The following is a 21,295-nucleotide window of genomic DNA, read 5'->3' as shown; positions in this document are numbered from 1 at the left end:
CTGGTTGTCTCGTTATCTCAGGCCCATATTAGGGTGGCCAAGCCAATAGCAATAAAAGTAACTGCCGCCACTGCATGAACCCACTTAATGGGCATACGTTTCGTGAATTTCTGACCAATCCAGACGGCAGGGGCATTTGCCAGCATCATCCCCAATGTGGTGCCAACCGTTACGGAGAATACGTCCTCATAACGGGCGCCTAAGGCAATGGTCGCAATTTGCGTCTTATCACCCATCTCAGCCAAAAAGAATAAGCCTACCGTGAGTAAAAATACTTGGAGAGCCCTATCGGCTACCTTAGAACCAGCCGCATCATCAATATGATCTGGTACTAGTAACCATAAGCCGATTCCTAAAAAGCTCAAACCCAAAATCCAACGCATCACATCCGGTGACACTAGGGTGGTAAGCCAATGACCCAATAAGGCAGCACAAGCATGATTAGCAATAGTGGCAATAAAGATGCCTGCAATGATCGCTAACGCCTGCTTGGGATAGCGAGCCGCTAGCATCAATGAAAGTAATTGGGTTTTATCGCCCATCTCCGCTAGGGCAACCACCCCAGCAGAGAGGGTTAAGGCTGAAAAATCCATAAATGATCTAGGTCCAATAGGTTTTGCGTATTAGGGATAGTTTAAATCCTAGCCCTCACTAGACCCACTCATTTTGGATATATATGGCTACGCCACTAAAAGCTCCTCGGCTATTGCATAGTCCAAACCTTGAGCCATCGCAACAGGTTTGGATGTCAGCATCCCTTTGTGCACACTCAAACCATTGCGCAAGTGATGATCAATTGAGAGCGCTTTCATGACTCCCCGGTTTGCCAAAGCCTCAACAAACGGATAAGTCGCATTGGTTAAAGCAAAGGTAGATGTTCTTGCAACTGCTCCGGGCATATTGGCAACGCAATAATGAATTACACCGTCCGCCACGAAGGTTGGGTCCGCATGCGTAGTAGGCTTGGATGTTTCAAAACAGCCGCCTTGATCAATGGCAACATCCACCACAACCGAACCAGGCTTCATTGTTTTAATCATGTCATGCGTAACCAACTTGGGAGCTGCTGCACCAGGTAGCAAAACCGCTCCAATCACGACATCAGCTTCACATACCTCTTGTTCAATCAGTAAACTGTCAGAATAAAAAGTTCTCACTCGATTGCCATAGAACATATCGATCTGGCGTAAGCGATCAATATCACGATCAAAGATGCAAACATCAGCCCCCATGCCAACCGCTATTTGCAAAGCATTACGGCCCACCACTCCACCACCCAGAATGACAATCTTTGCTGGCGATACACCAGGAACACCTGCCATCAACACACCTAAGCCACCATTGGTCTTTTCTAAATGGGATGCAGCTGCCTGAATAGACATGCGGCCAGCTACTTCACTCATGGGCGCCAATAGAGGGAGGGCGCCATTCATAGCAGTCACTGTTTCATAGGCAATACAGGTAGCGCCTGATTGCAACAAAGCTTTTGTCTGCCTTGGATCTGGTGCTAAGTGTAAATAGGTAAACAGAATTTGATCCTCGCGCAACATGGCACATTCTTGCGCCTGAGGCTCTTTGACTTTCACAATCATCTCCGCCCTTTGAAACACTTCTGCTGCACTATTCACGAGGCCGGCACCGGCAAGCCGATAAGACTCATCCGTTAAGCCAATTTGCTCGCCAGCACCTCTCTGAATCAGAACAGAATGCCCCTGTTTACAAAGTCCACTGACATTACCGGGGGTTAATCCAACCCGGAACTCATTATTTTTAACCTCTTGAGGTACGCCAATAATCATTGCCTTCTCCTATTATTTAAAGTCACGTTGGTTTGCTGTTTTGCGATGTAGGCCCACGACATAAAACATTGCGAGATACACGCCCAATAAACACGGCCCCACGATGAGTGCGATCCGTGCATCCTCATGAAAGCCCATCAACACCACCACCAATCCGATAAATGCCAGAGCAAACCATGAGGAATACGGCCACCAAGGAGCGCGATACCGTAATTCTGCCACTTGGGATTTGGACAGCGAGCGACGGAATTTGATCTGTGTAATCAAGATCGCGATCCAAACCATTAAGCCAATAAAGGTCACTGCAGCCATCATGTATTGAAAGGCTTTGTCAGGTACAAAGTAGTTCAGTACTACACCTGACATGCAGACTCCGACTGTGGTCATCACCGCACGATGAGGAACGCCGTACCTAGAAAGCCTTGAGAAGGATCTGGGAGCGTAGCCGTTAGACGATAAGGAGTACAACAAGCGTCCACCACTAAAAATGCCGGCATTACAAGAAGAGAGCGCTGCAGTGATCACGACAAAGTTAATTAAGCCTGCCGCTTCTCGCAAACCCAGCCTCTCAAACATTACTACAAATGGACTGCCTTGCTGCCCAACTTGATTCCAGGGAAAGATAGCCAAAATAACCAAGATGGCACCCATATAGAAAATGAGAATACGCCAAGCTAAAGAATCAATGGCCATCGGAATGGTTTTTTGTGGGCTCTCTGCCTCGCCCGCAGAAAGACCAATCATTTCTATACCAACATAAGCAAACAAGACCATTTGCAATGACAACAACATTCCGCCGATACCATTTGGAAAGAAGCCGCCGTGTTGCCATAAATTATTCAGGCCAATGGGCTGCCAATCATTCGTAAAGCCAAACAAGATGACTGAACCTCCAAGCGCAATCATCGCGACAATCGCAACTACTTTAATAAGCGCAAACCAAAACTCAAACTCTCCAAATACCTTTACTGCAATCAGGTTGATTAAACCCATCATCACGATAGAAGAAAGTGCCCAAATCCACTGCGGGGTTTCAGGAAACCAAATGCCCATATAGATGCCAACCGCTGTAACTTCAGCAATTCCAACCACAATCCAATAAGTCCAATATCCCCAACCCACCATATACCCCGCTAGTGGACCCACATACGTATTGGCGTAGGCTGCGAAAGAACCGGCTACAGGTTCATGCACCGCCATTTCACCAAGTGTCCGCAGAACAATGAAGGCAACAATGCCTGCCAGCAAATAACCCAGAAGAATAGACGGACCTGCTATTTGAATTGCGCTAGCTGACCCCAGAAATAATCCAACGCCGATCGTTGAGCCTAAGGCCATCAAACGAATATGCCGTACTTTGAGGTGACGTTTTAAGCCAGATTGTTCAGTCTGCAAGGGAGACCTCCTTTCGATTTGTCATTGGCAACTTGCCAACGGAGCAAAGTCTAGGGAGGACTGGTGATCAGTACTAGAGGAGGAAAATTACTAAAGTGATAAATTAAATAAATCTATTTAGGAAAATATTAAAATGTCTTTGAAATCAACGCAGAGTTTGAAATAAATTATTTCTGATTGCAAAAGAATCAGTAATTTCCTACAGGGAATCCCCTTAAGGATTTACGGCAATTTTTGAGAAAAATTTACTGCGCAGAGATGAGATTCAGAATTTCTGCTGCAGCTGCAAGCCCACAAGCAGCCGTTACCATCACGGTAGAGCCATAACCCATGCAGGCGAGGCCTCCGCTGGAAGCCCCCGCTCGTGGTTCATACGAGTAGATCGCGCGAATGCCCATTTTTTTCTTGAGATTTCTAGAGAAACCATGATCCTGTCTTAACCCTTGGCGAACCTTAGCCAATAAAGCATCTTGTTCGGTACGAGAAAGATCTTCGCAGCGTACTGATGTGGGGTCTGACTTGCCACCAGCGGCGCCACACATGACTAAAGCACGATTATTTTTCACGGCCCACACTGATAAAGCAATTTTGGTTTGTACTGAATCAGTCGCATCCAATACCAATGCATTTGCTGGAATGAGTCGATCTAAGTTTTCTGGCTCTAAGAATTCATCGTAAGCAGTCAACTTGATCTCTGGGTTAATTTGCAGAATGCGCTCCTTCATCGCCTCGACTTTTGCTTTACCGAACTGCCCTTCTATAGCGTGCAGCTGTCGATTGGTATTGCTTTCGGAGATATGATCAAAATCAATAATGACAAGGTGTCCAATACCAGTTCGGGCTAAGGCCTCTGCTGCCCAGGACCCAACTCCACCTAGACCAGCCACAACAACCGTTGCATTCAGAAAGCGCTCGCGCAGTTCTGGCCCATAGAGTCGTGAGACCCCGCCAAAACGACGATTTTCTAAACTGCCTTCTACCTTGTCTTCTGCCATAGCTTCTCTTTATACTGAATAAATGGACCCCATTGCACAACTTCGCAAAAACTATACCTTTGGTCAGCTCTCAGAGACCGAGGTTCCCCAAGACCCGCTTCAGCTTTTCAAGCTTTGGTTTGATCAAGCTGTGAAAGCAGAATGTCCTGAACCCAACTCAATGACCTTGGCAACGGCTAACCAGGCTGGCAATCCATCAGCCCGTATTGTCTTACTAAAAGGCGCAGACCAAAATGGCTTTACCTTTTTTACTAACTACGAGAGTCAAAAAGGCAAAGACTTGGCCATCCGCCCTCAAGCAGCCCTCCTCTTCCATTGGCATGAATTAGAGCGCCAGGTACGTATTCAGGGTGTTGTTGAGCGAGTTAGTGCAGCTGAAAGTGATGAGTACTTCCATTCTCGCCCAGCCGCTTCCAGAATTGGTGCCTGGGCCTCGCCTCAGAGCGCCGCCATCCCAAACCGTGAATTCTTAGAAGAAGCGGAAAAACGTTTTAAGACAGAGTTTGGCAATACCCCTCCACGTCCAGAACATTGGGGTGGTTACCGCCTGCGCCCCAATGAAATTGAATTCTGGCAAGGTCGCCCATCTAGATTGCATGACCGCATGCACTACAAACTAGCAGGTGCCAACTGGCGAGTGAATCGCCTAGCGCCCTAGAGACCTTTAATCCTCAGGAATACTGCGGCGCTATGAGTGATTTAAATTTCGCTCTAAATTTAGCTAGCTTAGGTGCAACTACCGCCATGCAATATCCTTGATTGGGATGCTGCTGAAAATAATTCTGGTGATAGTCTTCTGCAGGATAAATGGTTGGTGCAGCATCGATCTGCGTCACCACTGGATTGGCATAGATTTTTGATTCCTCAAGTTCTTGCACTACCTCGTGCGCAATCTGGGACTGCTCTTCACTATGCGTAAAAATCACTGAGCGATATTGCGTGCCATGATCATTGCCTTGATAGTTCAAGGTAGTCGGATCATGAATCACGAAAAGGATTTCCAATAAATCCCTAAATGAAACAATTTGCGGATCAAACAAGATATCGACAATCTCGGCATGGCCTGACACACCCGTGCAAACAGCCTCATAAGTCGGATTGGGTCTAGCGCCACCGGCGTAGCCAGAAACCACAGACCGAACTCCTGAAATTTGCTGGTAAACCGCTTCCAAACACCAAAAACAGCCCCCACCCAAGGTTGCACGCTCTAAAAGGGGTTCTTTTTTATCTAAATTTGTTTCCATGGCTTTATCCTAATGCCTTATTCCAATACCTGCCAACTATTAATAGACTATGAATCGCTTCACTATCCAGCTCGATGAAATGAAAGCAGCTTATGCTGCAGAACCAAACCCTACTCTCGAAGTGAGACTGGATCGAATTGCCCGCATTGAAAAAATGATTGAGGCAAATGAAGAAAAAATCTGTAAAGCGCTCGAGGCTGACTTCGGAGTACGCCATCCAGTGGAGACAAGGCTTGCTGAATGCCAGATGATCTATCAGGCATGCAAGTACACCCGCAAGCATCTCAAAGAGTGGATGAAGCCAGAGCAAAGAGAAGTTCCATCCCATATGGGCGCTTCACAAGCCTGGGTTGAAAGTCAATCGCTTGGCATAGTTGGCATTCTGAGTCCCTGGAACTATCCGGTTCAATTAGCGCTCATTCCAGCAATCGCCGCTTTTGCTGCTGGTAACCGTGTTTGGTTAAAGCCTTCTGAACGAAGCTCACGCACCTCTGGATTTATTGCCAGCTTAATTCAAGAATATTTTCACCCTAGTGAGTTCTGCGTCACTACTGGTGGCCCAGAAGTAGCTGAGCAATTTGCAGCACTGCCTTTTAATCATCTTTTCTTCACTGGCTCGGGAGCTATTGGCAAAAAAGTGATGCGTGCTGCCGCAGAAAATCTGACACCAGTCACTCTGGAGCTTGGCGGTACAACGCCCGTTATCATTGATAAGAGCGCAAAACTCAAAGATGCTGCTGCATCCATTGCTTACGGCAAATTACTGAACGGCGGTCAAACTTGTATTGCCCCAGACTATGTTTTGCTAGAGCAAGGCATTCAAGCAGAATTTATTCAAGAATTACAAACTGCAGCTCAAGTTCAATTTAGCAAACCAGAAGAACTAACAGGCCCGATTGATGGGCGCCAATTGGAATACTGGCAACACCTAGTCAGCGATGCGCTTGACCGTGGTGCAAAAGTGATTCCTTTACTCAATAACCCTGGTGCTGGTGCAAGACCGTTTGAACCTATCGCATTGATCAATGTTCCGCCAGAAGCCCGCATTCTTCATGAAGAAATCTTTGGGCCCATACTGCCGATCGTGACTGTTGCAGATACCTCGGCAGCGATTGCTTATGTAAACAACAAACCCAATCCCTTGGCTCTATATTGGTTTGGCAAAGACAAAAAGAATATGAAGCGCGTTTTACATGAAACGTGTTCTGGTGGCGTCACTATTAATGACACACTCCTACACATCACCATTGAAGACCTTCCTTTTGGTGGAGTGGGAGCGAGTGGTATGGGGAGTTACCACGGCAAAGCAGGCTTTGATGCCTTCAGCCATCAAAAGTCGATTCTGGAAGTACGCGGCTTTTTTGGTTTAAACCTTTTCAAGGGAACTAAAACAGCGCGTCCTCCATATGGAAAAGTGACTGAGTGGCTTTTGCGTTACCTCAAATAAAGAATCAAACAAGTAATACTTGAATGACTAAGCTCATTAGATGAGGGCTTTATCTCTCCATTTGCTAATTAAGTCGGGAAAACCCTTGTAATCGAGTGCTGAAAATGCCATAATGGGAGGCTTTTTAAAGCAATTTGATTCATCGCCCCCCAGCTCTATTTCAGCGATTAGTTTAGAAGTCATAAACACAACAACGCTGCCGCTTGTCTGATGGTCGATGCCTTTGACCATCGCACCCTATAAAAAACCATGGGTGCAACATACGGAGACATCCCTTAAAGGGGATGTGTAATAGCATGACTTTTTCTAAAGAAACTAATCATGAGTCGAAAGACTCAAAGAGCACTGGAACTGAGTTCCAGAATTTTGCCCTAGCGGCATCACTCCTTAAAAACGTTGCTGAACTGGGTTATACCCAAGCCACTTCCGTGCAAGCTCAGGTTATTCCTGCGGCTTTAGCTGGTGGTGACTTATTGGTCAGCAGCCAAACCGGTAGCGGTAAAACCGCAGCCTTTTTATTGCCTTTGATTAATCAACTCATCGAAGACAACCCGAACAACTCACCGGTACCAGGTCGCGCACAACCTAAAGTGTTAGTGCTCTGCCCTACTCGTGAATTGGCTCAACAGGTATCTGCTGATGCAGTGAACTTAGTTCGTGGCATGAAAGGTATCCGTATCGCAACTGTGATGGGTGGCATGCCATACGGCAAGCAGATCCAGGCATTAAAAGGTGCATTGTTAGTTGTTGCAACTCCAGGTCGTTTGCTCGACTTGTGCGATAGCAAAGCAATTCGCTTAGACGATGTTAAGCAACTCGTTATCGATGAAGCAGACCGCATGCTCGACATGGGATTTGCTGACGACCTCGAGGCAATTGATAAGCGTTGCGCAGGCCGTAACCAAACTTTGATGTTCTCTGCAACTTTCGCGCCAAAGATTATGTCTTTAGCAAACGAGTTAACTACAGATGCCAAGCGTATTGAACTTGCTCACGCAGGTGAAAAGCACGCCAACATTGAACAGAAATTACATTGGGCTGACAGCATGTCACACAAGCATAAATTGCTCGAGCACATTTTGGCTGATGCCGATTTGGATCAAGCGGTTGTGTTTGCAAGCACTCAGATTGAGAGCGAAAAAATTGCTGACACATTGCGTGCCAATGGCTATGAAGCAACTGCCCTACACGGCGCAATGCCTCAAGCTGTGCGTATGCGCCGTCTCGAGTCTTTACGTAAAGGTCACACCAAGATTTTGGTTGCGACTGACGTAGCGGCTCGTGGTATCGATGTGCCACGTATTAGTCACGTGATTAACTTTGGCCTGCCAATGAAACCAGAAGACTATACGCATCGCATCGGTCGTACAGGTCGTGCAGGTCGCAATGGTGTTGCTATCACTTTGGTTGAACATCGTGATCGCGCGAAGATCCGCAATATCGAACGCTTCACACAGCAAGATATCGTTGCTTCAGTCATCGCCGGTCTTGAGCCACAAGCCAAGCCAAGCTTTGGTGGTGGCGGTGGCCGTTCTGGTGGCGGTCGTTCTGGTGGTGGCGGTGGTCGCTCTGGTGGTGGCTTTGGTGGTGGCAATCGCTCTGGAGGTGGTGGCGGTCGTTACGGCTCAGGCGCTCGTTCAGAATCTCGCTTTGGTGGTGGCGGTTCAGGCGGCGGCAATGCTGGTGGTCGCTCAGACGATTCACGCCCAGCACGCTCTGCTGATTCACGTCCTGCGCGTTCTGCTGACTCACGTCCGGCACGCTCTGGTGACTCACGTCCAGCAGGCGGACCACGTTTTGCTAAACCAAAGGCCGGCGGTCAACGTCGCAGCTTTAGCGGTAGCTAAAAATGATTCACCGCAATCGTCTCCGTTCTGCATGGAATCGAGTCGGTTCCGGTGAAATCCATCGGGCGCCACGCGAGTGGCAACCTTGGCTAAGCGATACCGGGTCTCTCACCCAAAAAATTGAGAATGCAATTGGGCAAAAGCTAGAAATTCAGGTTTTGCGTGATTGCCCTCAATCACTCAATAGCGACGAAAGTCGCTATTTTCATTTCAAGCTCAGACGCTGCAGAGTACGTGAAGTACTACTCTGCTCAAATGGCATTGCCTTGGTTATGGCACACAGCGTCATTCCAACACTCAGCTCCAGCGGCAGTAATCATCAGGTCTTGCGATTAGGCACTAAGCCATTGGGTGCGGTCTTATTTAGTAAAACTCGCAAACAATCTAAGGCAAAGCCGCCGCGCGATATTGCGCGCCTTGATAAAAGGAGTGAATTATGGAAAAAGTGCTCTAAGCACTTTGCCGGCTTGAGTTCGCCATTATGGGCACGACGTACCCTCTATCGCTTAAAAGGTCATCCTATTTTGGTAAATGAGATTTTTTTGCCTGCCTTGTTACAGACTGCAAAGCGTTGATTATTCGCCTTTACTTTTAGATTGTCAGCCAAGCTAAAGTTGACTTGATCAAAGCCTCATCACCCGGCTCACTTGTAAAGACTTCACCAAACCCAATCATTTCCGCCGCATCCGCAATATTATGATGTGGGCATAGTGCACTGGCGACATTGAGGCTTTGCGTAAATTGGTCTTTCATGACTTCGCCAAGATAGCGAACAGCCTCAGAGGAAGTGAGCAACCAAAGTGATTTACTCAAATCCATTTCTCGCACCAGTTGCCAAGCAGGATTATCAATACCCAAGGGCACACGTGTGTAGGTTGAAATAGCCTCTACAGTGGCGCCTGCCTTTTTTAGCGTATCTGCCAGCCAATCACGGCCACCCTCACCTTTAAAGATCACTACTTTTTTACCCTGCCAATTCCATTTCAGGGATTGAAGCTCTTTCCACAAACCTTCAGAGTCCCAGTTTTCATTATTTCCTGGAATGATGATGGGAGTGGGCTTGTCTTCCGATCCGACACCATGATTTTTCAGGGCAAAATGACTACTGCCACCCATTACACCAATGGGAATAATCTTCTTAGAAAAGTCTTGCCAATCTCGCTCCAATAAACGCATCACACTCTCGATGGCATTAGGACTTACAAAGATGGCAAAATCCGCGTCACTCAGGGTGGTAGCAATATGGTCAGCTAGATGTTCGTCCGACCTGGGAACAATGGTTAGCAAAGGCAAAGAGAGAATTTCTGGAAGACTACGCTTTCCTACTCTACTTGCCTCGATTGCTTTGGTGAGCACTTCAATCAATTGACGAGCCTGACCACTAGGTCTCGTGACAATGATCGTTTTAGTACTCATGCTCAATAGCTACTTTTTCTCTATTTTCTATGTATTACTTAGAAATTTTAGGAATTAAGTCGGCTGCGCCCTGCGCCAGCAAGTCCTTTGCCACTGCTAGTCCTAGCGCCTCTGCGTCTTCAACTGATGTCACCTGAGCGCTGCCATTGGCTAAGCAAATAGCCTTGCCATCAACACTCGCTACAAAAGAGCGAATATTCATTTGGTTCTGATCCCATATGGCATGGGCAGCTAACGGTACCTCACATGAGCCGCCGAGTTGACGAGACACCATACGTTCAGCAGAAACAGCCAATAAAGTTGGTAAATCATTTAGTGGAGCAAGCCACTGTTTGATATTGGGATGCTTGCTTACAGTTTCGATACCTAAGGCGCCCTGACCTGCAGCAGGTGTGTAAGGATCATATGGCAAAAATGCACGGATGCGGGACTCCAAACCTAAACGCTTTAAGCCTGCAGCCGCCAAAATAATGGCTTGATATTCACCGCGATCTAACTTGCTCATACGGGTATCTAAGTTACCGCGTAATGGCTGTATGACTAAATGCGGAAATTTTGCGCGCAGCACTGATTCACGTCTGAGGCTTGAGGTACCCACAATCGCACCGTGTGGTAAATCCTCAAAGATTGCATAGTCATTGGAAACAAAGGCATCGCGCGCATCTTCCCTGGCCATGACACAAGAAAGGTCGAATCCCTCGGGCATCACCATTGGGACATCTTTTAAAGAATGCACCGCTAAATCGGCTCGTCCATCCTCAAGTGCTGTTTCCAGCTCTTTTACAAAAAGGCCCTTACCACCCACTTTAGAGAGGGCTCGGTCCAAAATCTGATCCCCACGGGTGGTCATCCCCAAAATCTGGACATCGCAGTCTGGATAGAGCTTTTTAAGGCAATCCCGGACATGCTCAGCCTGCCACATGGCCAGGCGACTTTCGCGGGAGGCAATTACGAGGCGCTTTGGAGCGTCAGATGGGGAGGAATTCAGGGTTGGGGACATAACATTTAAAATAATTAAAGACCTACACCAATATACTGTGTTTATGAGCTCATCAAATAATTCCTTAGCCAACAAAGCCCAAGCTTGGTCGGCCCGTTTTGCAGAACCTGTCGACGAACTCGTTCAGCGTTATACCGCCTCTATTGGCTTTGATCAACGCTTTGCAATGGTTGATATTGCCGGCTCCTTAGCCCATGCTGAAATGCTGGCTACCCAAAAGATTATTAGCAGCCAAGATTTGGCCGATATTCAAAGGGGCATGGCTCAAATTAAGAGTGAAATCGAATCAGGGCAGTTTAATTGGCAATTAGCACTAGAAGATGTGCACCTGAACATCGAAGCGCGCTTAACAGCATTGGTAGGCGATGCTGGCAAGCGTTTGCATACCGGTCGTTCACGTAATGACCAAGTAGCGACTGATTTGCGCCTATGGTTGCGTAGCAATGTTGATGATATTGCTGTCACCCTTAAATCTCTCCGTCTTGCACTATTGGATTTAGCTGAAAAGCATGCTTCCACGATCATGCCAGGTCATACGCATTTGCAAGTTGCGCAACCGATTACTTTTGGTCATCACTTGATGGCCTACTATGAAATGTTTAGTCGTGATGCCAGTCGCTTAGTAGATTTGCGTGCTCGTTTCAATCGCCTGCCTTTAGGTGCAGCAGCATTAGCTGGCACCACCTATCCGATCGATCGTGAACAAGTGGCTAAGACCTTAGGCTTTGATGGTATCTGCAATAACTCATTAGACGCTGTCTCTGATCGTGACTTTGCGATTGAGTTCTGCGCCTTCTCATCAATTTTGATGATGCACGTATCGCGCCTGTCTGAAGAGTTGATCTTATGGCTGAGCCCACGCTTTGGTTTCATCGATCTACCAGATCGCTTCTGCACTGGCAGCTCGATCATGCCGCAAAAGAAAAATCCGGATGTTCCAGAATTAGCCCGTGGTAAGACTGGCCGTGTATATGGCGATCTGATTTCTTTGTTGACCCTTATGAAGGGTCAACCACTGGCCTACAACAAAGATAACCAAGAAGATAAAGAACCTCTGTTTGATGCAGTAGATACTGTGCAAGATACCTTGCGTATTTTTGCTGACATGGTTCCGCATATTGAAGTGAAAGCAGAAGTAATGAAGAAGGCTGCTGAAGAAGGTTTTGCAACAGCAACCGACTTGGCTGACTATTTGGTTAAAAAAGGTTTGGCTTTCCGCGATGCCCATGAAGCAGTGGCCCATGCCGTTAAGGCCTGTGTTGGCAGAAACTGTATGCTTACCGACCTCAGTCTTTCTGAGTTGCGTTTTGCATGTGGTTTAGATAACCGCCCTGAACTGATTAGCGATGATGTGTTTGCATTACTCACCGTTGATGGATCAGTGCAATCACGCCAACATGCTGGTGGTACCGCCCCGGAGCAGGTTCTCGCTGCTATTAAACGGGGTCGCGCAGACCTTTAAAGTGCATGGGGTTTTGGTCCAAACTCTCTGCGGGGATTGACTACGTAAACCAGCTTCTGGGCAAGGCAGCCAGCATCATGATTTTGCTGTCTTGTGTCGTTTCAGCACTCAATGCCCTGCTGCGCTATGGATTCGATGTCAGCAACAACTGGCCATTAGAACTTCAATGGTATCTCTTCGCTGCTGCAGTTATGCTCGGCACGTCTTACACACTCAAACGCAATGAACATGTCAGGGTAGATTTAATTTACTCACAACTTTCTGATCGCGGGCGCTTGTGGGTTGATCTTTTTGGCTTGGCATTCTTTTTAATGCCAGCCTGCCTCTTATTTGCTTGGCTCTCCTGGACAACACTCTTTTACCCATCATGGCTGGTAACGGAGCATTCACTGAACTCTGGTGGCTTAGCACGTTACCCCATTAAGTTTGTAGTACCCTTTGGGTTTTTGATGCTGAGCCTGCAAGGTGTGTCAGAAATCATTAAGCGTATCAGCGCGTTACAGGGTAATACAACCCTCCCCGCCGAAGATCTCCATTACGAAAAGCCGATGCAATGATTCCATTAGAGTGGATGCCACCCTTGATGTTTGGTGGGCTGATTGTCTTTATGTTAATCGGCTTCCCGGTTGCATTCTCTTTAATGGCTGCGGGATTATTTTTCTCAGCCATTGCGATTGGCGAAGGCTTCTTTGGCCTCCCATTTTTGCAAGCTATTCCGCAACGCATCTTTGGTAGCGTGCTCGCCAATGATCTACTGCTAGCCATTCCCTTCTTCACTTTCATGGGCGCTATTTTAGAGCGCTGCGGCCTCGCAGAAGAAATGCTCGACTCGATGGGCCAACTGTTTGGGCGCGTTCGTGGCGGCCTTGGTTACTCCATCATCATCGTTGGCTTTATCTTGGGTGCCATCACTGGCACTGTCGCTGCTCAGGTGATCGCTATGGCAATGATTTCTTTGCCGGTGATGATTCGTTACGGCTACAACATGCGCTACGCTACAGGCGTTTTAGCGGCCTCTGGAACGATTACGCAGCTGGTGCCCCCATCATTGGTATTGATTGTGTTGGCGGACCAACTTAAAACACAAAGCGGCAGTGCAGATGTGGGCAGCATGTATCTCGGCGCATGGGGTCCATCGCTTTTGCAGATCGCCCTCTTTGCTCTATATACATTCTTCCTGAGTCGTGTTCGCCCCGACTATCTGCCGCCTGTACCTGAAAGCGATCTCACACTTAAAGGCTGGGCCCTTTGGAAAAAATGCCTCCTAGGAATCATCCCATCAGCGGTCCTGATCTTCCTGGTTCTGGGCACCATCATGACTGGTATTGCCACCCCTACAGAATCGGGTGCTATGGGTGCAATGGGTGCACTTCTTCTCGCTTGGCTACGCCGTGCAAGCATTCCTAATCTCAAAGGATTGGTACAAGAGGCTTATCAAAACACCATGCGTATTACTGCCATGGTGGTTTTTATTCTAATTGGATCTACTTGCTTCTCTGTCGTCTTTCAAGGAATAGATGGTGGCTTCTGGGTAGAAGAGCTTTTCTCCAATCTTCCTGGTGGTTGGATTGGCTTTCTGATCGTCGTTAATTTATTTGTTTTCTTCCTAGCTTTCTTCTTAGACTTCTTTGAAATCGCCTTCATCGTGGTGCCGATGTTGGCACCAGTAGCAGTGAAATTACTTTCACCGGTATTGCTCGATTCCATGAATGGCAATCCTCAAGCAGCAGCCAGTGCAGCACTAGTGTGGTTTGGGGTCATGCTCTGTGTGAATATGCAGACTTCTTTTATGCATCCGCCGTTTGGTTTTGCCCTTTTCTACCTCAGAGGTGTAGCACCGAAAGAAGTGAAGAGTAGTGATATCTATTGGGGTGCCCTGCCTTGGGTAGGTCTACAGCTAGTAATGGTTGTGCTGGTGATGGTATTCCCGGCCTTAGTTACAACTCTCCTAGATAAGCCTGCTGCTGTAGTTCAAAGCCAAGACTTTAATTTCACCGGGGAAGAAAGCAAGCCCGATACATCCACAACCAAGGTAGATGAGGATGCTCCGGTGACGTTTCAGCTGGATAAGCCGGCAAAATAAAACGCCCCGCAAGTACGAGGCGTTTTAATACAAAATATGAGTTGATTACAGAGTAATGTCGCGCTCTTGCCTTACGCAATCCACGTAGTACTCGCTCTTACCATCGATGCTAGCTTTAACGAGTCCATGGATATCCGTCTCAAATCCAGGGAACTTCTCATTGAAGTCTCTAGCGAAGTAGAGGTAGTCAATGATGCGTTTGTTAAAGCGCTCCCCCGGAATCAGAAGCGGAATGCCCGGAGGATAAGGAGTAACCAACATGGCAGTTACACGCCCCTCCAATTGATCCAGCGGCACACGATCTACTTCTTTGTGTGCCATCTTTGCCCATGCCTCTGAAGGCATCATGGCAGGAACCATATCTGAGGTATACATCTCAGTAGTCATGCGTGCCACATCACGACCCTTATAGAACTCATGAATTTGTTGGCAAATATCTTTTAAGCCAACGCGCTCGTAGCGTGGGTGTTTGGCGACAAACTCAGGCAATACCTTCCACAAGGGTGCATTTTTATCAAAGTGATCCTTGAATTGCTGTAGCTCGGTTACAAGCGTGTTCCAACGGCCTTTAGTAATGCCGATCGTGAACATGATGAAGAAGGAGTAGAGACCGCACTTCTCTACGATTACGCCATGCTCAGCAAGATACTTAGTCACAATACTTGCAGGAATGCCCATAGAGCCAAAGTTACCTTCGATATCCAAACCAGGCGTAACCACTGTAGCCTTAATAGGATCAAGCATGTTGAAGTCTTTGGCTAATTTGCCAAAGTCATGCCAAGCAGCAGATGGCTCCAAGATCCAATCAGAGCGCTCGCCAATCCCCTCCTCCGCTAAGTGATCCGGGCCCCAGACCTTGAACCACCAGTCAGCGCCAAACTTATCATCCACCTCGCGCATCGCGCGGCGGAAGTCCATTGCTTCAGCAATAGACTCTTCAACTAGCGTCGTGCCGCCAGGAGACTCCATCATGGCCGCAGAAACGTCGCATGAAGCAATGATGGCGTACTGAGGACTGGTAGAGGTATGCATTAAGTAGGCTTCATTGAAGCAATCACGATCCAACTTAGTATCTTCAGCATCCTGTACCAACACCTGTGATGCCTGGGATAAACCAGCCAGTAACTTGTGGGTGGACTGAGTTGCGAACATCAAACTCTTCTTTGTACGCTTACGATCCGAACCAATGGCATGCATGTCTTTATAGAAAGGATGGAAGGCGGCATGCGGCAACCATGCCTCATCGAAATGCAAGGAGTCTACCTTGCCATCCAGCATCTCTTTAATCATCTCAACGTTATAAACAATGCCGTCATAAGTACTTTGTGTGAGCGTCATAACACGTGGCACGACATTCTTGTCCTTAATGAACGGATTTGCATCAATTTTCTTCTTGATGTTTTTCCACTCAAACTCTTCTTTCGGGATTGGGCCAATAATGCCCAAGTGATTACGAGTAGGCATCAAGAAGATAGGAATCGCGCCCATCATGGTGATGGAATGAATCACAGACTTATGACAATTACGGTCAACTAGGACCACGTCGCCAGGAGCAACCGTAGAGTGCCAAACAATCTTGTTTGATGTCGATGTGCCATTGGTAACGAAGAACAAATGATCGGCATTGAAGATGCGTGCCGCATTGCGCTCGCTCTGCAGCACTGGGCCCGTATGGTCCAGAAGTTGACCCAGCTCTTCCACGGCGTTACAGACGTCAGCGCGCAACATATTCTCACCAAAGAACTGATGGAACATTCGTCCTACCGGGCTCTTTAAGAAAGCAACACCACCAGAGTGACCTGGGCAATGCCAAGAATAAGACCCTTCAGAGGCATAGTTAGTTAACGCACGGAAAAATGGAGGAGCCAGAGAATCCAAATACACCTTGGCTTCACGAATAATATGACGTGCCACGAATTCTGGAGTGTCTTCATTCATATGAATGAAACCGTGCAACTCGCGCAAGATGTCATTGGGCATATGACGTGAGGTACGTGTCTCGCCATACAAGAAGATAGGGATATCTTCATTACGTTTACGCACTTCAGTAATAAAAGCGCGCAAGTTATTTAATGCTGGAAGATCATTATCTTCAGAGTCAGCATCAAACTCCTCATCATCAATAGAGACGATGAATGATGATGCACGAGAAGCTTGCTGAGCAAATGAAGTTAGGTCACCATAGCTAGTTAAACCAATAACTTCCATGCCTTCATTCTCAATCGCCTCAGCGAGGTCACGAATTCCCGAGCCCGAAATATTTTCGGAGCGGAAGTCTTCATCAATAATGATGATTGGAAAACGAAATTTCATAAAAACTCCCCTGCTAATTTATCCGAGACATTCGGAACCCACTTCTCAAAGTTGGCTAAATCTATTATCCGGCCGCCGTCTGGCGAAACCGTGACTATATCGACAAAAGTCGCATTTTGCTGCACATCTCTTGGTAAGTAAACATGGCGGGCATAGACTTGATTGGCTAAGCTCTCGTGATACCCCGTAAAGGTAATCAAAAGGTGCCAATGGCCATTTAATTCCGCTTTACCCAAGAAATCTTTTAGTGGACTTGCCTCATCTACGCTATGCATCGCCGTCCAGGTCAAGGAAAAGACTGGACTCTCGGAGCGATGGAGCTGCAATTCAACGGATCGACGATAGCGCTCACCCTCGGTTGTCATACTTTCTGCAATGAGCCATAAGCGTAACTGCGCCTCCACAATATGGGAGCTGCGATCATTGGCTACTCGGAACTTCAATGTCTTGATGCCGTCATGATTACCAACCACGGCTACTTTAGAGAAACGTATACCTGCAGTAGGCCTGGTAAAGCGCGCAAAGGCCAGACCCGTAGTTAATGCGGAGTACACAATCCCAAAAAATGCTTCAAACGTCACAATCGCATTAGGCCAACTACCAACCGGAGTCATTCGGCCATAGCCGATAGTTGCCATGGTTTGCACACTAAAGAAAAAGACGTCTAACAGAGAGTCTGATCGTGAATTAGTAATCGCGCCATCCCCACATGCGATATATGCAAAAGCAAATAAAAGGTTTGTGCCGAGATATACAAAGACAACTAGTAACATAAAGCTAGTCCAGGTAGTACCTAGCAGCCAATGGTAGAAATTATTCTCTGGTCGCGCCATTTCTGAGCGCGAGAGCGAAGCGCGATATTCTTCTAGATTAATCCGCGATGGACGGCGATTAAATAGAAATTTACGCACTGCCGTAATGGCTTAGGTCTTAGGCAGGGTAACGCCCTGCTGACCTTGATACTTACCACCGCGATCTTTATATGATGTGCCACAGACTTCGTCACTCTCAAAGAAGAGTACTTGTGCACAACCTTCACCCGCATAAATTTTGGCAGGCAATGGTGTGGTGTTTGAAAACTCTAAAGTGACATAGCCTTCCCACTCAGGTTCAAATGGAGTGACGTTCACAATAATGCCGCAGCGAGCATAAGTACTCTTACCAACGCAAACGGTTAATACGCTGCGCGGAATCTTGAAGTACTCAACCGTTCTTGCCAATGCAAAAGAATTTGGTGGAATGATGCAAACATCACCCTTGAAGTCGACGAAGGATTGTTCATCGAAATTCTTCGGATCAACAATGGTGCTATTGATATTCGTAAAGATTTTGAATTCGTCTGCACAACGAATGTCATAGCCATAACTTGAAGTGCCATAACTAACAATTTTGTTGCCGGCGGCGTCTTGGCGAACTTGTCCAGGCTCAAATGGGCTGATCATGCCTTGCTCGCCCATGCGGCGGATCCAGTGGTCTGATTTAATAGTCATGACCGAATTGTAAAACCTTCGCCCTCACCTACCGACGAATTTATAGGGGTTTTTGGCTAAAAACGACCCTCTCCGGGGCGTTATAGATCTCAAAGTGTTTGCCAGAGCAGCGAGAGAGGATGGTGAGATTGGTTTTACGCGCCAGCTCCAGACCCATCAAGGTCACGCCCGAGCGGGTCAGAAGGAAAGGAATACCCATCTGAGCCCCCTTGATCACCATCTCCGAGGTCAGGCGCCCAGTAGTAAAGAAAATCAAATCCTTGCCAGGTTTATTGGCCAACCACATCAAACCAGAAATCGAGTCAACCGCATTATGCCGACCCACATCCTCAATGAAGTGGAGGAGGCGTACACCTTCATTGCCGTCTCGCTCAAAAACTGCACAGGCATGAACCGAGCCGGACTTCTTATAAATCGAGTCGTGAATCCGAATGGAGTCAATCAAGGCAACTATTGCCTCCTGGGATAGCGCCGGACCTTCGGGAAGCTGAATCGTATCCATCTCCTCAATCAAACCACCAAACATGGTTCCCTGACCGCAACCTGTCGTTACTACCCGCTTGCTCGTCAGGGCATCAATATCTACCGTACTCCGCCGGGTTTTAACAGCGGCTGAATCGGTCTCCCAATCAACCTGAATACTTTCAATGTCATCAGAAGACTCCACAAGGCGCTGATTACGCAGGTAACCTAAGACCAATGCTTCTGGGGCACTCCCCAAAGTCATCAGCGTCACCACTTCACGCTTATCCAAATATATGGTTAAAGGGCGCTCCCCAGGAATATGGGTAGTTTTAAGGCGTCCCAGCTCATCCAAGACCTCGACCTCGTGCACCAAGGGCACGGAGGCACAAGACATCTGAATGGTTGGTTTTACTGCCATAAAATACTCTCTAAGGTCGGGCGAAACTCAATTTTATCGGGGTTTAAGAACACTCCGCGGAGCTTTACTTTAACCGCAGACTAAAATCACTGCATTAGCCAGCATAATTGAGTGCTGCACCCTATTTAACCTTCTTACATTCTTATTTAAGTCCGCATTACATGAGCAGTTCTCAACGCCGCCTTCTTGTTACCTCCGCACTGCCGTATGCTAATGGTCAGATCCATATCGGCCATTTGGTGGAATACGTGCAGACCGATATTTGGGTGCGCTTTCAGAGAATGCGTGGTCATGAGGTTCACTATGTTGGCGCTGATGACACACATGGCACCCCCATCATGTTGCGCGCTGAAAAAGAAGGCATCACCCCTAAAGAACTCATTGCTAATGTTTGGAAAGAACATAAGCGCGACTTTGATAACTTCCTCATCTCGTTTGATAACTACTACACCACAGATAGTCCCGAGAATGAGAAGTTAGCGCAAAGTATTTATCTCAAGCTGCGTGATGCTGGCTTGATTGAGAAGCGTGCGATTGAGCAAGCTTACGATCCTGTTAAAGAAATGTTCTTACCGGATCGCTTCATCAAAGGCGAGTGCCCTAAGTGCGGCGCTAAAGATCAGTATGGTGATAACTGCGAAAAGTGTGGTGCAACGTATTCACCTACTGATTTAAAGAATCCTTTCTCAGTAGTGAGTGGTGCAACACCTATTAAAAAGATTTCGGATCACTACTTCTTTAAGCTGTCTGATCCACGTTGCGAAGAATTCTTACGCGACTGGACGCAAGTTAAAACACCGCTGCAGCCCGAAGCTCGAAATAAGATGAAAGAATGGGTTGGCCAGCCTGGCGAAAGCAAGCTGGGCGACTGGGATATCTCCCGCGATGCCCCGTATTTCGGGTTTGAGATCCCGGATGCACCAGGTAAGTACTTTTATGTGTGGCTTGATGCCCCGATTGGCTATTACGCTAGCTTCCTCAATTACTGCCAAGCTAAAGGCCTTAATTTTGATGAGTGGGTTAAGCCAGATACTACTACCGAGCAATACCATTTCATCGGCAAAGATATTCTGTATTTCCACACCTTATTCTGGCCTGCTACTTTGAAGTTTGCCGGTTATCGCACGCCAACCAATGTATTTGCTCATGGCTTCTTAACGGTTGATGGCGAGAAGATGAGTAAGTCACGCGGCACTTTAATATCCGCCAATAGCGTGATTGAGTGCGGCTTTAATCCTGAGTGGTTCCGCTACTACTTCGCAACTAAGCTCAATGACAGCACGGAAGATTTAGATTTAAATCTTCAAGACTTTGTTGCACGAGTGAATAGTGACTTACTCGGTAAGTACATCAACATTGCAAGTCGTAGCGCAGGCTTCTTAGTGAAGCGATTTGATGGCGTAGTTTCTGATGAAGCGATGAGTAATCCACTACTCAAAGAGATTGCTGGTGCTAGCGAAAAAATTGCTGAACTCTATGAGGGACGCGAATATGCAAAAGCATTGCGTACCGTGATGGAGTTGGCTGACAAAGTTAACGGCTTTGTAGATGAGAACAAGCCGTGGGAAATCGCTAAAGATCCAGAACGTGAAGCAGATTTACAGCGAGTTTGCAGTATTACCCTGGAGGCATTCCGGATGATGAGTCTGTACCTTAAGCCAGTGATTCCTCATGTAGCAGCTGGAGTTGAAGAATTCTTCTCCTTGCCACCCCTTTCCTGGTCAGACATTAATACCCCGCTTTCCAGTAAGAACCCTATCAAGCCCTATAAGCACCTCATGACCCGGGTTGAAGCCCCTCAAATTGAGGCTTTGCTGGCTGCAAACTTGTAAAAATAGCCCTAAAAAGCACCTATAATGGCAGTTGTAGTCCCTAGATAACTTTTCGGATTAATTTCATAAGTTATTGAATTTATTGAGTA

General features: G+C 47.2%; 20 protein-coding genes. 8 read left to right on the top strand and 12 right to left on the bottom strand.

Features of this window, described 5'->3' with window-relative positions:
• Positions 1-17: 17 nt before the first annotated feature.
• From ICE90_RS07590 to ICE90_RS07575, 4 genes are all read right to left on the bottom strand, one after another.
• Complete coding sequence (locus ICE90_RS07590; RefSeq protein WP_072583759.1) at positions 18-593, bottom strand: TMEM165/GDT1 family protein; 576 nt, start codon at positions 591-593, stop codon at positions 18-20.
• A gap of 87 nt (positions 594-680) precedes the next feature.
• Entirely contained in the window at positions 681-1,799 is a 1,119-nt protein-coding gene (gene ald, locus ICE90_RS07585) for an alanine dehydrogenase (RefSeq protein WP_216191813.1), read from the bottom strand.
• A gap of 12 nt (positions 1,800-1,811) precedes the next feature.
• Entirely contained in the window at positions 1,812-3,137 is a 1,326-nt protein-coding gene (locus tag ICE90_RS07580; protein ID WP_304609763.1) for an amino acid permease, read from the bottom strand.
• Positions 3,138-3,439: 302 nt separating this feature from the next.
• Positions 3,440-4,189 (bottom strand): ThiF family adenylyltransferase, encoded by a 750-nt coding sequence (locus ICE90_RS07575; protein WP_216191809.1) that lies wholly within the window; start codon positions 4,187-4,189, stop codon positions 3,440-3,442.
• A gap of 22 nt (positions 4,190-4,211) precedes the next feature.
• Between ICE90_RS07575 and pdxH the strand changes: the two genes are divergently transcribed.
• The gene (gene pdxH / locus ICE90_RS07570; RefSeq protein WP_215320334.1) at positions 4,212-4,847 is read left to right on the top strand and encodes a pyridoxamine 5'-phosphate oxidase; all 636 of its coding nucleotides are present in this window, start codon (positions 4,212-4,214) and stop codon (positions 4,845-4,847) included.
• A 13-nt stretch (positions 4,848-4,860) separates the two neighbouring features.
• Here pdxH and msrA read toward each other — a convergent pair whose 3' ends face one another.
• Positions 4,861-5,433: a peptide-methionine (S)-S-oxide reductase MsrA gene (gene msrA, locus ICE90_RS07565; RefSeq protein ID WP_216191807.1), complete on the bottom strand. Its 573-nt coding sequence runs from the start codon at positions 5,431-5,433 to the stop codon at positions 4,861-4,863.
• A 49-nt stretch (positions 5,434-5,482) separates the two neighbouring features.
• On the opposite strand from msrA, the gene ICE90_RS07560 reads away from it, so the two are divergent.
• Positions 5,483-6,880 carry a coniferyl aldehyde dehydrogenase gene (locus tag ICE90_RS07560; protein WP_216191805.1) on the top strand — a complete coding sequence of 466 codons (1,398 nt, stop codon included), beginning with the start codon at positions 5,483-5,485 and terminating at the stop codon, positions 6,878-6,880.
• Positions 6,881-6,916: 36 nt separating this feature from the next.
• Here the strand turns inward: ICE90_RS07560 and ICE90_RS07555 are convergent, their stop codons facing one another.
• Positions 6,917-7,111 (bottom strand): hypothetical protein, encoded by a 195-nt coding sequence (locus tag ICE90_RS07555; RefSeq protein ID WP_216155674.1) that lies wholly within the window; start codon positions 7,109-7,111, stop codon positions 6,917-6,919.
• A 65-nt stretch (positions 7,112-7,176) separates the two neighbouring features.
• On the opposite strand from ICE90_RS07555, the gene ICE90_RS07550 reads away from it, so the two are divergent.
• Together ICE90_RS07550 and ICE90_RS07545 are read left to right on the top strand one after the other, a co-directional pair.
• Positions 7,177-8,727 carry a DEAD/DEAH box helicase gene (locus tag ICE90_RS07550; RefSeq protein WP_216155677.1) on the top strand — a complete coding sequence of 517 codons (1,551 nt, stop codon included), beginning with the start codon at positions 7,177-7,179 and terminating at the stop codon, positions 8,725-8,727.
• Positions 8,728-8,729: 2 nt separating this feature from the next.
• On the top strand, positions 8,730-9,302 hold the full coding sequence (locus ICE90_RS07545) for a chorismate lyase (RefSeq protein ID WP_216191803.1): 573 nt from the start codon (positions 8,730-8,732) through the stop codon (positions 9,300-9,302).
• A gap of 16 nt (positions 9,303-9,318) precedes the next feature.
• Here ICE90_RS07545 and ICE90_RS07540 read toward each other — a convergent pair whose 3' ends face one another.
• Both ICE90_RS07540 and hemC read right to left on the bottom strand, forming a co-directional pair.
• Positions 9,319-10,143, bottom strand: coding sequence for a uroporphyrinogen-III synthase (locus tag ICE90_RS07540; RefSeq protein ID WP_216191801.1), 825 nt, complete (start codon positions 10,141-10,143; stop codon positions 9,319-9,321).
• Positions 10,144-10,177: 34 nt separating this feature from the next.
• A complete protein-coding gene (gene hemC / locus ICE90_RS07535) occupies positions 10,178-11,143 on the bottom strand; it encodes a hydroxymethylbilane synthase (RefSeq protein ID WP_216191798.1) in 966 nt (321 codons plus the stop codon).
• Positions 11,144-11,186: 43 nt separating this feature from the next.
• Here hemC and argH point away from each other — a divergent pair, with 43 nt between their 5' ends.
• From argH to ICE90_RS07520, 3 genes are read left to right on the top strand one after another with little or no spacing between them, the layout of a single operon-like run.
• Positions 11,187-12,605: an argininosuccinate lyase gene (argH, locus tag ICE90_RS07530; protein WP_216155689.1), complete on the top strand. Its 1,419-nt coding sequence runs from the start codon at positions 11,187-11,189 to the stop codon at positions 12,603-12,605.
• A gap of 5 nt (positions 12,606-12,610) precedes the next feature.
• A complete protein-coding gene (locus ICE90_RS07525) occupies positions 12,611-13,162 on the top strand; it encodes a TRAP transporter small permease subunit (protein ID WP_216191796.1) in 552 nt (183 codons plus the stop codon).
• Entirely contained in the window at positions 13,159-14,688 is a 1,530-nt protein-coding gene (locus ICE90_RS07520; RefSeq protein WP_216191794.1) for a TRAP transporter large permease subunit, read from the top strand. Before ICE90_RS07525 ends, ICE90_RS07520 begins: the two co-directional genes overlap by 4 nt.
• A 45-nt stretch (positions 14,689-14,733) precedes the next feature.
• On the opposite strand, the gene ICE90_RS07515 is transcribed toward ICE90_RS07520, so the two are convergent.
• Genes ICE90_RS07515 through ICE90_RS07500 form a run of 4 tightly spaced genes read right to left on the bottom strand, consistent with a single transcriptional unit; the run spans position 14,734 to position 19,374 of the window.
• Complete coding sequence (locus tag ICE90_RS07515; protein WP_216191792.1) at positions 14,734-17,001, bottom strand: arginine/lysine/ornithine decarboxylase; 2,268 nt, start codon at positions 16,999-17,001, stop codon at positions 14,734-14,736.
• On the bottom strand, positions 16,998-17,912 hold the full coding sequence (locus ICE90_RS07510) for an ion channel (RefSeq protein WP_216155698.1): 915 nt from the start codon (positions 17,910-17,912) through the stop codon (positions 16,998-17,000). The genes ICE90_RS07515 and ICE90_RS07510 overlap by 4 nt, the downstream gene beginning before the upstream one ends.
• A gap of 12 nt (positions 17,913-17,924) precedes the next feature.
• Complete coding sequence (dcd, locus tag ICE90_RS07505; RefSeq protein ID WP_216191790.1) at positions 17,925-18,491, bottom strand: dCTP deaminase; 567 nt, start codon at positions 18,489-18,491, stop codon at positions 17,925-17,927.
• 40 nt (positions 18,492-18,531) lie between these two features.
• A complete protein-coding gene (locus tag ICE90_RS07500; RefSeq protein WP_216191788.1) occupies positions 18,532-19,374 on the bottom strand; it encodes a formate dehydrogenase accessory sulfurtransferase FdhD in 843 nt (280 codons plus the stop codon).
• A 161-nt stretch (positions 19,375-19,535) separates the two neighbouring features.
• Here ICE90_RS07500 and metG point away from each other — a divergent pair, with 161 nt between their 5' ends.
• A complete protein-coding gene (gene metG / locus ICE90_RS07495) occupies positions 19,536-21,206 on the top strand; it encodes a methionine--tRNA ligase (RefSeq protein WP_216191786.1) in 1,671 nt (556 codons plus the stop codon).
• Positions 21,207-21,295: the final 89 nt, after the last annotated feature.

The sequence above is a fragment of the Polynucleobacter sp. AP-RePozz3-80-G7 genome (assembly GCF_018882145.1).
GTDB lineage: Bacteria > Pseudomonadota > Gammaproteobacteria > Burkholderiales > Burkholderiaceae > Polynucleobacter.
Note: the sequence above shows the minus strand (reverse complement) of the source record. Positions and strands in the feature narration are given on the sequence as shown.